9 protein-coding genes are annotated in these 13,419 nt (G+C 44.6%); 3 read left to right on the forward strand and 6 right to left on the reverse strand.

The genetic code is table 11. The features are described 5' to 3' along the window. Positions 1-27: 27 nt before the first annotated feature. Entirely contained in the window at positions 28-1,746 is a 1,719-nt protein-coding gene (leuA, locus tag ONE56_RS17290) for a 2-isopropylmalate synthase (RefSeq protein ID WP_423840567.1), read from the forward strand. Here leuA and ONE56_RS17295 read toward each other — a convergent pair. Beyond that, positions 1,743-2,729 (reverse strand): AraC family transcriptional regulator, encoded by a 987-nt coding sequence (locus ONE56_RS17295; protein WP_423840568.1) that lies wholly within the window; start codon positions 2,727-2,729, stop codon positions 1,743-1,745. The genes leuA and ONE56_RS17295 overlap by 4 nt on opposite strands. Further along, a complete protein-coding gene (locus ONE56_RS17300) occupies positions 2,713-3,003 on the reverse strand; it encodes a hypothetical protein (protein WP_423840569.1) in 291 nt (96 codons plus the stop codon). The genes ONE56_RS17295 and ONE56_RS17300 overlap by 17 nt, the downstream gene beginning before the upstream one ends. Positions 3,004-3,169: 166 nt before the next feature. Between ONE56_RS17300 and ONE56_RS17305 the strand changes: the two genes are divergently transcribed. Beyond that, a complete protein-coding gene (locus tag ONE56_RS17305) occupies positions 3,170-4,111 on the forward strand; it encodes an SMP-30/gluconolactonase/LRE family protein (RefSeq protein WP_423840570.1) in 942 nt (313 codons plus the stop codon). Between the two features lie 69 nt (positions 4,112-4,180). Continuing rightward, the gene (locus ONE56_RS17310) at positions 4,181-4,966 is read left to right on the forward strand and encodes an IclR family transcriptional regulator (RefSeq protein ID WP_423840571.1); all 786 of its coding nucleotides are present in this window, start codon (positions 4,181-4,183) and stop codon (positions 4,964-4,966) included. A gap of 15 nt (positions 4,967-4,981) precedes the next feature. Here the strand turns inward: ONE56_RS17310 and ONE56_RS17315 are convergent, their stop codons facing one another. The 4 genes from ONE56_RS17315 to ONE56_RS17330 all read right to left on the reverse strand — a co-directional run bounded on the left by ONE56_RS17315 (position 4,982) and on the right by ONE56_RS17330 (position 13,413). Next, entirely contained in the window at positions 4,982-5,767 is a 786-nt protein-coding gene (locus ONE56_RS17315) for an IclR family transcriptional regulator (RefSeq protein ID WP_331437609.1), read from the reverse strand. Positions 5,768-5,952: 185 nt separating this feature from the next. Continuing rightward, a complete protein-coding gene (locus tag ONE56_RS17320) occupies positions 5,953-10,512 on the reverse strand; it encodes an NPCBM/NEW2 domain-containing protein (protein WP_423840572.1) in 4,560 nt (1,519 codons plus the stop codon). Between the two features lie 162 nt (positions 10,513-10,674). Then, positions 10,675-12,198 carry a CoA-acylating methylmalonate-semialdehyde dehydrogenase gene (locus ONE56_RS17325; RefSeq protein ID WP_423840573.1) on the reverse strand — a complete coding sequence of 508 codons (1,524 nt, stop codon included), beginning with the start codon at positions 12,196-12,198 and terminating at the stop codon, positions 10,675-10,677. A gap of 57 nt (positions 12,199-12,255) precedes the next feature. Continuing rightward, positions 12,256-13,413 (reverse strand): iron-containing alcohol dehydrogenase, encoded by a 1,158-nt coding sequence (locus ONE56_RS17330; RefSeq protein ID WP_423840574.1) that lies wholly within the window; start codon positions 13,411-13,413, stop codon positions 12,256-12,258. Positions 13,414-13,419: the final 6 nt, after the last annotated feature.

Raw genomic sequence — 13,419 nt, forward strand, 5'->3', positions numbered from 1 at the left:
CAGATATCATTCACATAGTCTTCTAGCATGAGCTTTTCTCAACAAAGAAAGGACAAATTAATAATGTTAGAAATACCATCAGAAAAATACCGAGCAGCTCCTATTATCAGCTTTCCACAGCGAACCTGGCCATCAAAGATATTAGACAAAGCCCCTCGCTGGCTCTCAACCGATTTACGAGATGGCAATCAGGCTTTATCTAACCCAATGAATATTGATAAAAAACTGAAGCTCTTTAACCACTTAGTTGAATGTGGATTCAAGGAGATTGAGGTAGCATTTCCTTCAGCATCGCAAACGGATTTTGACTTTGTTCGATGTCTGATCGAAAACGAGTTAATTCCAGGTGATGTTACTATTCAGGTGATTACGCAATCCAGATCGGACTTGATTGAGCGAACTATTGATTCTCTAATCGGGGCGTCTAAGGCCATAGTCCATTTGTACAATGCTACAGCTCCGTCTTTTAGAGATATTGTTTTTTCTCAGGATAAAAAGTCTACTCTAGAACTTGCTGTAAATGGGGCTAAACAGATTAAAGCCTTGTGTGAAAAACATCCTGAAACTGTATGGACTTTTGAGTATTCACCAGAAACATTCAATTTTACGGAACCCGAGTTTGCACTTGAAATCTGTGAAGCAGTAGCGTCCGTTTGGCAGCCAAGTAAGACACGACAGCTTATCATTAACCTGCCAACAACTGTTGAATGTAATACTCCTAACGTTTTTGCAGACCAGATTGAACACTTCATAAATACATTTAGTTCATTAGAGCACGTTACTATTAGTGTTCATCCTCATAATGATCGAGGTACAGGTGTTGCTAGTGCTGAACTTGCCATACTGGCAGGAGCAACTCGGATCGAAGGTTGTTTATTCGGGAACGGTGAACGTACAGGTAATGTTGACTTGGTCACACTCGCACTAAACCTTTATTCACAAGGCATTGATCCTAAATTGCGCTTTTCTGACATTCGGCATACGGTTGAACTCGTCGAGCAGTGTAACGAAATACCTGTTCATCCTCGTCACCCATATGCTGGAAGTTTTGTTTTCACCGCCTTTTCGGGGTCTCACCAAGATGCAATTAAAAAAGGATTTTCTTCGCATAGCTCTAAGTTGCAGAGCTTCTGGGATATCCCTTACTTGCCGATAGACCCTATGGATTTGGGGTGTAACTATGAAGAAGTGATTCGTGTAAATAGTCAGTCAGGTAAGAGTGGTGCTGCTTGGTTACTCCAAGAAAACCACGGATTGTTACTGCCTAAAATGCTCCAGGCCGATTTGAGTAAGAAAGTGAAAAGTCATACCGATAGATCGGGATGTGAAATTAATCTTTCGGAACTATGGCAACTATTCAGACAGTCTTATGGTTTAGTGAATAACCCGACCATAAGCTTGCAGAGCTATCACAGCCAAACAACAGAGCTTGGCCAAAAAATTCAAGCCAAAATTCATCACAACAACAAAATGATAAGATGTGTTGGCTCTGGGAATGGTCTAATGTCTGCGTTGCTAAAAGGGTTAATGGAACAATATGGTTTGCAGGTGAATATCGTTGACTATCACGAGCATACACTCGGTTCACAAACCCAAAGCAAAGCGGCCTGTTATGTACAGCTACAGTCTACGATTTCTAATGTGAGCTTTTTTGGTGTCGCAATTGAAGAAGATGCAACAAAAGCGTCTCTACAAGCACTGTTGAATGCCTACTCTAATGTACTACAGGCTAACTTAGCGCTTTAATCGTGTTCTAATGGATTAACCATCGGACAATATTCCCTCGGAGACAGCCCTGTTCGACTTTTAAACATCGAGCTAAATGCACTAGGGCTGTCATATCCAATCGCCAATGCAGTATCTAACACACTACACCCGCTGGCTAGAAGTTCAGACGCATGGAGTAATCGCTTCTGACGTAGCCATTCTGTGAACGTAAGACCTAGCTCTTGCTGAAACCGACGAGAAACAGTTCTTTCACTTTGGCCCAAATACTTGGCAGCATCTGAAGCTGTCCATGGGTGTGAAAGACGCTCAGATACGTTATTACAGAGCATATCCAATGCCTCTGTTCTTGGATTGGGGAGGTAAAAATCAATGGGGTTTAGCAAACGCAATTCATCAAGTATCAGTTCAAATATTCGTTCTTCTCGCGTTCCCGCTATCCGAATATCAGGTAGAGATACGGCCTCAACAATTAAACTGGTCAGCAACGACGAAACTTTCGATAGTACACAGCTATTGGGAAGGTCTGCCCTGGCCATAGGATCAACAAAAAGCGTACGGACTCGAACGTCCCCCGTCATTCTAAGACTATGTAAGGTGCCAGCAGGTATCCATAGCCCTTGATTCGTTGTCACAACCCATGACTCTGATTGTGTATCCACTCGAATAACACCGTTTAAAGCATGTAAAAACTGAGCACACTGATGAGTATGAGGTGGTTCTACATCCCCATGAGAATAGTTGTGCGCATATGCAAGTATTGAAGGGCCCAACCTTTCGTCACAAAACTTCATAAATACTCGAGTAATCCTTACAATATATGCAGCATGAAAAAATAAGATCGATAAACTGAGCTTGCCCGCCATCTCGGTATGGAGGCACAACCATTTTCCTTGCTGCTCGATTCGCAATCGTACTGCTGTAGTATTTTCGGAAAACATACAAACAGTAATCAATGCCTGCGACAGTACCTGCTGAGGTAATAACTCAACTATCTTCAACATACAAGGCATTCGTATCGAGTGAAACTTCAGGAAAGCGTTGGCTAAAATCCAACTCTAATTCCCAGTGTGTCGCTGCTCGCTTTCCTGCTAGTAAACCAGCATAGGCGAGAACATAACCACCAAGGCAAAGACCAACAACCAATGCGCCTCGAGCGTGAGCACGACAGAGAGCGTTTAGCAGCTTTTCATTCGGGCGTTCGTCAATGGTTCTCCAATAAGGCACAATGATGATGTCGCAATACTCTAGTACAACTCTTTCAGTGGCAAAGTCCACTTTTAGGCATCTAAAAATGTGAACGATATTAAGCGTATGTTAATTCTGGAGTTAGAAAACTCGTCACCACATTATAAACACACTTGCACTTGCACTTGCACTTGCACTTGCACTTGCACACCAAATAAACCATATTGATACAAATAATATCATTATAGGAATAAACATGTATCCAATAGAAAGTGTCGTATGTCAGATTGGCGAGTCACCTATTTGGTTACCAGAGAGCAGAGAACTGGTTTGGATAGACGCCGCGGGTAAATCCATTTACAAATTGAACATGCGTTGGCGCACTACTGAAACCTTCAGCGTGCCATTTGATATAACCGCTATCGCTCGATGTGATAACAACGGTTGGCTGTGTGCAAGCAAACAAGGGCTTTTCTATTGTTCTTCGTTATTTGATGAACTCATTCCCATTATCGATCCGTGCTCTAAGACTGCCAACCTTCATCTTAACGACGCGGTTACCGCTCCGAATGGAAAGCTGTGGTTTGGCTCAATGAATGGCGTAGAGCTGGCGTCTCCCGACGGAAAGCTCTTCCAGTTAGATAACTGCCTTGCCATTGAAATGGACGACAATTTCAGTGTTGCTAACGGAATAGCATTCAATCCAGAGTTAAAGCGTGCATACTGCTCAAACATGTTTCAAAGAAAAGTTATTGAGTATCAGCTCAATGACTCAATGACGCGAATAACCAATAAAGCGGTCTTTGTAGAGCTCACCCTACAACAAGGTTATCCTGACGGGCTAACCATGGATAGTTCAGGTAACTTATTTGTGTGTCATTGGGATTGCGGCATTATTTCATACTACGCCCCCAATCAAACAAAGATCGGAAAGCCGTCAAAACTCGGTGAAATAGATTTACCAGTAAAACACGCAACTCGTTGTACCTTTGGTGGTCATGACTTTAAGACTCTTTTTGTCACAACGGCAAGTTATGAGTTAACCCCGGAGGAAAAAGATGGATACCCTCAATCAGGAAAGCTGTTCATTTTAGACGCTCCGACACAAGGCCGAGCAGAAGCTCTGGTTGATAGTTCGAGCATTTCAACACTTAGTCATGTCAATGAATCACACGACTTATTGAAAGTTGGGAAATAGTTTGGGAATATAACTTGTTGCGGTTTGCAACTAGCCATTTACTTAAGCGCAGTTTTCAGGAGCTACAAGGTGTCGGAAAAAATAAACTCGGTAGATCGCCTCATTACTGTTATCGAAAAAGTTGGACAGTCTAAAAGCCCTATTTCCGCTTCAGACATCATTTTTGAATCAGGTATCCCGAAACCTACCTGCCACCGGCTGTTACAACAGTTAGAAGAAGCGCAGTATGTCCAAACAGATGAGCGAGGGCATTTCTACCCTAGTACGGAATTAGTTTCTATCGCTTTAGATGTAAACTGGACAAATCAGCATAAACTCCAGCGCCAGGCCATACTGCATGGATTATCGAGAAAGTTAAAAGAGACGTGTGGACTTGCGTTAGCTAACGATACGCCAAATGACCACATGGTGTACTACGATCGAATCCAAACGAACTGGCCGCTACAAGTTGTTATTCCTGTCGGTTTTCCTATTCCCTTATGGGCGTCAGCAAGTGGAAAATTGTTTTTAAGTACCCTGTCTACAACACAGTTGCGCCGTGTATTAAGCAAAATGGAACTCATCCAACACGCCAAAAACACCATTACCGATATACAAACACTTAAGAAAGAGCTGAGCTTAATTAAAAAACGAGGCTACAGCATTGATGATGAAGAGTTCATTGATGGAATGGTAGCTGTCGCTCTCCCCCTCTATGATCAGGAAGGCAATTTTCTAGCCGCGCTGTTTTGTCATTGCCCTAAAAGTCGTAAGAGTGTATCAGACTTAGAAAACTATCTCCCTATTCTACGTTCAGCACAGTTAAATCTAGAGATGGTTTACCGAGATATGTTGGCGCAGTTTCCAAAACATTAAATAACAAGCTTTGAATTAGCTCAATCCTACTTCTTCAATCGTAAATTTCAATATTTCATCGGCTGCAGATTGCATGTCAGGAATATAGGTTTTTAACTTTTCAAGTGAAGTTCGAAAGCTTGGAGCGTGACAAAACAGATATCCAAAATCTACTCCGTTAGATCGAATCGGAACTGATATGGCCACCATTCCGTCAATAAACTCTTCATTATCTTCTCCGAACCCTTGAGCATGAATCCTGCGTAACTCTTCCAGAAATAAACTTTCATTCGTAATAGTCTGCGGGGTGTATTCCGTTAGCCCCATATGTTGGATGACTTTTTCTCTGATATTCTCATCAAGTGTCGAAAGGTAGAGTTTTCCGGACGCACTGGCAGCGATAGGCGCACGACTGCCTTCTGCCAGGTTTATTTGTAAAGGCCAATTACAGTTTACGCGTTCAAAATAAATCATCTCAATCCCATTCGGAACCGAGATGCCACAAGTTTCCTCTATCTTATCGGAAAGCTTGCGCAGCACCGATATACGCATTTCAGAGAAACGTTGGTTCTTAAGGATATCGTGCGCCAACGATTTTAGCTTTGGTCCTGCTATCACGTGGCGAACAATATTTTCTTGCAGATAACCAAGCGAGACGAGCTGGTTGATTAACTTATTTGCTGACGCAATGGGCATTGAAAGCTGCTCTGCAATTGATACTCTGTTCATTTGTCCGCGGCTTTTGGCGACAATCAGCAAAACCTGAAGTACACGATCAAGAGTCGAGCCTTTGGTTGAATTTGGCGATTGAGTGATGGACATAGAACGTCTGGCTTCCTAAAAGTGTAATGCGGCTAAACGTAGCCTATTGCTTTTAGCCGGTAAGCGCAACTGCACGAGATGAAATATATAAAGACAAGGGCTTACTTTGCAGTAAGCCCATTAAGTAGGGGGAGTCTATATTGTCCCTCTTACTTCTAACTCCGAATGACATAACGAACTATGACTTAGTTACTTTCCGGATCTTCAGTCATAAACAAGTTTCCTGTTCCATTGTCTGACGGATGAACCCAGTTCGTGCCGCCATCTGGATCATAAGCAAACGCAAATCCGGTATGGGCACCACTACCACCGTTGCCGTTACTTAATCTGAGTTCGAACTGATGCCATCCTGGTGACAAATTGAGATTAGCGGTAGACACACGGTCACTCCATAAATCACTACTTAATACAAGCTGACCATCAATCCAAAGGCGCGTCTTATCGTCATTGTTTTCACTGAACGAAATCTGCCCATCGGCGTCATAGATATAGCCTGTGTAAACTTCCGTAGTATTACCCGCTATCGAATCTTCCGTTTCGCTCAAGCTCGTCGTGATCGACGTTTTAGGGTTTGGATCTGTCACGTTAATATCTCCAGAAAGGGTTCCGTAGAATAACCCAGGGACCGCAGCAGAACCTCCCTGACTTGGCGTGCGAAGTTTTGCATCACCCCAAGAACCATGGTCATTACCAACGCCATCACCGCCATCAGTTACGACTAGTTTGAGCTCTTGCACAGTGTCACTAATATTGACCGAGACATACTCCGCCACATCATTTCCTACTAACGTTCCGCTCTGATACGCCATAACACCATCTAACCAAACCTCAAACACCACAGATCCGGCACTGCCAGTTTCGTCATCGACACCGATGAACGCGGTAAATTGGTCATAGTTTCCACCAGCTAAGTCATAAATCACTTCGGAATAAGCATGAACACCGAGCCCCTTGCTGAACTCACTCCCGCCAATAGAGATAGTAACTCCGTCGCCGGCAGCGCTTTCACCTACACTGGTATCTTTCTCAATAGGTCCCCAACCATTGCTAGAATAGGTTTCACTCATGTCACTGAGGTGAGTGTAACTTGTTGCTTGTGGCGGATCGGCTACCACAATTGCAGGTCCTTCATACTCAATTTGCTCAAGATAAGCCACCAATGCAGCTCTTTCGGTACTGCTAGACACCGTATGCTGCGAACCAGTTTGCAACACGTCATCTAACGTAGTGGCTTGGCCATTATGGAAGTACGGCGCACTTGCCCACAGACCAATCAGACTTGGTGTATCGAACCCTATACCAGATAAAGACGTTCCGCTACCAAGGCCAGAAGTTGCATCCATCGTTCCGACATCATGTCTCTGCATGTCAGTGTAATAAACTCCCGAATGACATGAATCACATCCTTTGGCAGCAAACAGAGCCTGACCCGTTTGAGCTTCCGCAGTTAGAGATCCCGTGTTGTCTCGATTTGGACTTCGTGGAAACTTGTTCAGACTACTTACATAGAATGCAAGATTATCCAGGTCCTCACTTTTTCCAAATTTAGCCGTGCCTAATGGATTCTCAGTCAGATTGAACAGAGCATCGACCATAAAGCCTCGACCACCAAATGCATAACGAATATCGTTTTCGAAATCCTGAATTTCATCGAAATTTGCCGTCCAATGAACTCGGCCGTTTCCTGTTCCTGTTTTGCCCAATAATGAAATCGTATTTCTCAGCCCTTCACCACGGTCACTAAAGTCCCAAACTCGGTGATCACTGTCTCCGTCAGCATGACAGCTGGCACACGATATATAGCCGTCTTGAGTCATTCTGGCGTCAGCTGCGTTGTAGAATATCTGCTTTCCTTTCAACACCCTCGGATGAAGTACTTCATTCGCGACAACTCCAATTTGCGCCACCGTAGAAATATTGCCCCTACTCTGTAAGAACTCATCGACATCATGAACAGAAATCGTTCGGGACATAAAATTGTGCACAAAGAGCGTATTGCCCGACAACACTAAGCCGCGAGGTGCTAAACCTGTATCAAAAATTTCTCCCGCTCGATTTGAAGTGTAAGTACTTCGAATCTCGATGCTGTTTTGTCCTTCTAATGCAATGAATGCTAAGTCGCCAATATCACTAAACACGACCGCTTTAGGTTGCGCACGATTATCAATATCTAAAGCGTTTGACTGAACTGCTTGAGCATTCAAATCTAACCGATTAACTACCGCCCGGATTGTAGTTTCAAAGGTTAGCTTTTGTGCGTCATCACCCTCTAAGTAAGAACCGCGGTCCACGTTGGCCTTGTTTGATGGCACCCAAGCGCTGTACCCATCGGGAGAAATAACAACTGAGCTTAAGTAGTTCGCCACTCCGCGACTGCGGTCTGGCCCATCAAGAGTTATCGTATCCTTAGCAATTTGGTAGGTGGTATCGATGGCCATACTACTGGCATCAACTGCGACGACTTCAGCATAGGATTGAGGAGAAATAAATCGGGTCACCAGTACTTGTGATGAAGAACTGTCTATCGCTAGGCCGCGAGCGCTGTACCCGACATTGGTTGTCGCCACAATATTTCGCGAGCCAGGATCAATTTTCACCAGTTGACCACTCGCCTGCAATGAAACGAACACATCATTTCCATCAGGAGAAAACGCGATTCCATAGGGCTGCGAAGCTCTTGGAAGATAAATTGTCTCGACCAATTGTCCTACGCTGGAGAGAATCGAAATGGTAGAGTCAACCTGATTCACAACCCACACATTTCCATCTGGAGCTGCGGCCAAGGTTCTGGGCTGATCACCTACTGCAGTTTCCCAAAGTTTGCTGTATGGCGCGCTATTACTGATAGCACTGACTGAATCGTTGTCTTCATTAACTACTATTACTTGACCGCCGGATTCAATGATTGTTGAAGATGCTGTCGGCGCGACGGCCGTAGGTTGTCTATATACCGTTATTGGCATCGACTTACTACTTTCAAACACACCATCTATTGTTGTTTCGCGTACTGTAACAACGGCGGACCAATTGTTAGGTTCACTGTAGGAGTGACTTGCAGCGCCATTAGATGAAAAAGGCGTTGAACCACTGCCATCACCGAAGTTCCAAGAGTACTCCATTATGCCGCCTAACATTGGAGAGCTAGTCGCACTAACGTTAATACTGCTGCCCAATATAACTTTATTACTTGCGGTCACATTGATGTCATGCCCTGTTTGAGAACCAGTGGCAAATCGATACTCCGTTCGAGCCATTGAGTTTCCAGCGAAGTCCTCAATCCCCTCTAATACCACTTTATAAATACTGTCTGCTTCAAGATCTTGAACAGGTGTGAAATGGATAAATCCTAGATTCACACTGTACTCCCCTTGAAGTGGCGTACTGCTTCCCAATTTAGTAACCGTAAATGTAGTGCTGTTCACAGACTCCATCAACACACTGTCAGAAAGTGCAATACCAACACGTGTAGACAGCGGCTGTAACGTAGATTCTATCGCAGGGTCAGTTGCAGAAATGTAAGGTGGTACCATATCCGGACTACTTTGGTGTGCAATAAGACCACTGCCTGAACCGTGGTCATTACCCACCCAGACCAAGTTGCCGAATGGGAAAACCTGACCATGATCAGTATTGGTACTGGTCGTGTTAAGAGAGCTTCTGCCTATCTCTTGAATATTGTTAATATCGCTTATATCTAACACTGCGATATCGTCTTGGTTTCCAAGAAAGAGTTTATTGTCTTGAACGTTACAATATAGGTTCTCAAAACCTGTTAACGACTCATTAACCAGCATCATTGGCGTGGTCGTTGTATCGTATATCCGCAAGGAATCTGTGGTACTTCGCGCGCCAAAATAGGCATATTTTCCGTCCCAACATGACGCGTAGTATTTCTCCTGTAGGCTATTAACTGTTTTGACGAGAGTCGGGTTGGTCGGGTTATCAATATTGAGGATTGAAAAACCTGCCGTACCTTCCATGCTAGATATAAACATGCGATTTCCGAGCGCAAATATCGGTCCTACGTTGAACCCGCCTAGCTCTGAATTCGGAACCGTTTTAACCAAAGTAGGGTTACTTATATCACTGGTGTCGACAATGGATAAACCTGCATTACCTCTTGCAACATACAAGTAAGGAGCTTGCCAAAAAAGTTGCCAGGAGACATTGTTATAATCACCGAAATCAACGCCGGAAATAGCGAGCTTAGACAAACGAACTGGATTGTTAACATCGGACCAATCCCAGATTTCAATGCCCTTACCTGTCTGAATTGCGATGGTATTATTCTCACCAAGACCAAACGAATGCGGCTCCCTGAACTCAGACGTTCTCAAACCATCACCTGTCCGATTGGTATTCGACAGATCTGGCTCATAAACTGTTTTAACAAGTTGCATCGCTCTAGGATTAGATACATCGACAGCAATCCATCCACCGGGGCCTCCCCCACTATCAGGCGCAAAAACACCTACCATATAACCATTTAGCATGGTCATTACATTTACGCCGTAATGTTTCGTGCTAGGGTAATCAGGAGGTAAGAAATTGGTTGAATCATCAATCAGGGGGCTGGATACATGAGTAAACGCTTCGCTCGAACTATAACTCAGGTTACCCAGGCCAGGGCCTTGCGCGGCATACGCAGTAGTACTCAGCGACACTCCATACATTCCCGCTAGAATACTATTAACAACAGGGCGACGCCAAGTCTCTAAGGACTGTGTTAGGCTGGTGGCTATCATCGCCTTCTCCTTGTTTTTTGTGGTAATGAAAAGCTCACTCCTCAGAGAGAAGTGAACCATTAAAAAACATGAAGAGGACAGGATCGCGTATCCAATTAGTCCCTACGCTAAATGAACAAACATCAAAAGCAAACCTACCACTTACCTCCTCACGTCAATGCATTATTTCATTGTTGGCATGACGAATTCGGCCTGTGATTGTTCACTTTCTCTATTATCAACTTTCACTTTGGATTCAGGCCAGCGCGTTGTGATGGTTTTCATTCTGGTAAAGAAACGCACGCCATCTGGGCCATGCATGTGAAGAGGTCCGAACAGTGAACGCTTCCAGCCACCAAAGCTGTGGAATGCCATTGGTACTGGAATAGGCACATTAACCCCGACCATTCCGATTTGAACATTGGTTGTGAAATCACGGGCGGTATCGCCATCAGCGGTAAAAATAGCAGTGCCATTGCCATATTCATGTTCGTTAATGATGTTTAGCGCTTGCTGGTAGCTATCTACCCTTACAATACACAGTACAGGGCCAAAGATTTCCTCTTTATAAATGGTCATGTCGGTTGTAACGTGGTCGAACAGAGTCGCACCGACAAAATAGCCATTGCTCGACGTAGCCAGTTCTAACTCTCTACCGTCGACTAACAGAACTGCACCTTGCTCAACACCTTTCTCGATGTAGCCACAGACCTTTTGTTTGTGCTCTTTTGTAATCAACGGCCCCATATCGTTTTCAACCGTCTGACCGTAACCTTGTCCAACTTTTAATGTAGCTAATTTGTCTTGAAGCTGACGGGAAAGAGCATCCGCCGTCTCATCACCTACAGCAACCGCAACAGAGATCGCCATACAACGTTCTCCTGCCGCACCATAGGCAGCGCCCATCAACGCATTGACCGCACCATCAAGATCAGCATCTGGCATGACAACCATGTGGTTTTTAGCGCCACCAAGCGCCTGAACACGCTTACCATATTTAGCGCCTTCTGAATAAATGTACTCCGCAATAGGGGTTGAGCCGACAAAACTCACCGCTTGAACTCTATCGTCCTGCAGCAAGGTATCTACCGCTTCTTTATCCCCCTGTACAATATTAAACACACCGTCAGGTAGCCCAGATTGTTTGAGTAAATCGGCAACAAACAGAGAAGCGGATGGGTTCTTTTCTGATGGTTTGAGAATGAACGTATTACCCGTCGCAATGGCAATTGGGAACATCCACATTGGAACCATGACTGGAAAGTTGAATGGAGAAATTCCCACGACCACACCCAATGGCATCATTTGTGAGTGAGAATCCACGCCAGATCCGACATTTAAGCTATGCTCGCCTTTCTGCAAATGCGGAATACCACAAGCAAATTCGACAACTTCTAGCCCTCGCGTTATTTCTCCTAACGCGTCACTAAACACTTTGCCATGTTCGCGACTGATAAGTTCGGCGAGTTCATTACGATTTTCTTCCAGTAGCGATTTGAATTTAAATAAAACGCGTGAACGATTCAGAGGTGTTGTTGCAGCCCAAGCTGGAAATGCGATCTGAGCACATTCAATTGCCCTCTCGACTTCCGATCGTGTCGAAAGGGTTACGTGATTTTGGATCTCGCCTGTCGCAGGATCATAAACGGCTTGTTGCTTTTCAGAGCTACTTTCCACGACTTCATTATTGATAAAATTACTGATCATACTGGCTTCCTTGGATTAGTTTCAGGGCTGAATTTTTAGCTACGTTTTGGGTTATCGTTACCAAGCGGCTTTATAAAGCTCAATCATGGTTTCCTTATCCGGTACCCGAGGGTTATTGTTAGGCGAACCTGATGCAAGGGCTTGTTCGGACATGACCTCCAAATTTGACCAGAAGGCTTGTTTATCAATACCAAATTCGCTCATTGAAGGGACTGACAGGTCTTTGTTGATTTGCTTTAGTTCCTCAAGCAGTAATGCTACGGCAGCATCATCCGTCATGGACTCATCTGCAACGCCCATCGCACGAGCACAATCTGCATATCTCTCCTTGGCCGCAGGTATTGAGTATTCGGTAACCGTCGGTAAAAGCATCGCATTGCTCATTCCATGAGGAACGTGAAAGTGAGCACCAATTGGGCGACTCATTCCGTGGACTAGGGCTACGGAAGCATTGGAAAACGCCATCCCTGCTAATGTTGCGCCAAGCATCATCTGCTCTTTCGCTTGTTTATTTTCGGGATTGTTTACCGCGTCGCGAAGATTTGGGGCGATAAGTTTCATTGCCAGCAGAGCTTGCTGATCCGTGAAAAGCCCTGATTTGCCGCTTACATAGGCTTCAATAGCATGCGTGAGTGCATCAATACCTGTGTCAGCAGTAATGCGTTCAGGAGCAGTCATCGATAAGGAAAAATCAATGATGGCAGCCGACGGGATCAACCCAGGGCCCATACATAATAACTTTTCATCGTTAGATTCATCAGTGATGATGGTGACCTTAGTCACTTCAGAGCCAGTGCCCGCTGTAGTTGGAATCGCGATAAGTGGCATAATTGGTAAGGTAACAATGTTAGGAACGGAGTAATCGCGGATACGGCCTCGATATTGCGCCAATAATGCGATCGCTTTCGCACTATCAATCACGCTCCCGCCACCGAGCGCAATAATGCCGTCATAGTTACCATCTAGCGCGAGTCTCACCGCAGGAAGAATAGAGGCCTCTGTTGGCTCCGGCATGGTGTCAGTGTACACATCCGCTTCTAATCCTGCGCGAATGATGATATCCCTGAGAATCTGAACCTGACCAAGAGACGCCATCACGGCATCCGATACTATCAATATTCGATCGCAACCAAGCTGAATGGCAATATCCCCTGCACGTTTGATAGCACCTTCCCCAACTTCTAAAAATTTCGGCAACACAATTGATTGACTCATAATCCA

The sequence above is a fragment of the Vibrio mytili genome (genome assembly GCF_049563345.1).
GTDB lineage: Bacteria > Pseudomonadota > Gammaproteobacteria > Enterobacterales > Vibrionaceae > Vibrio > Vibrio mytili.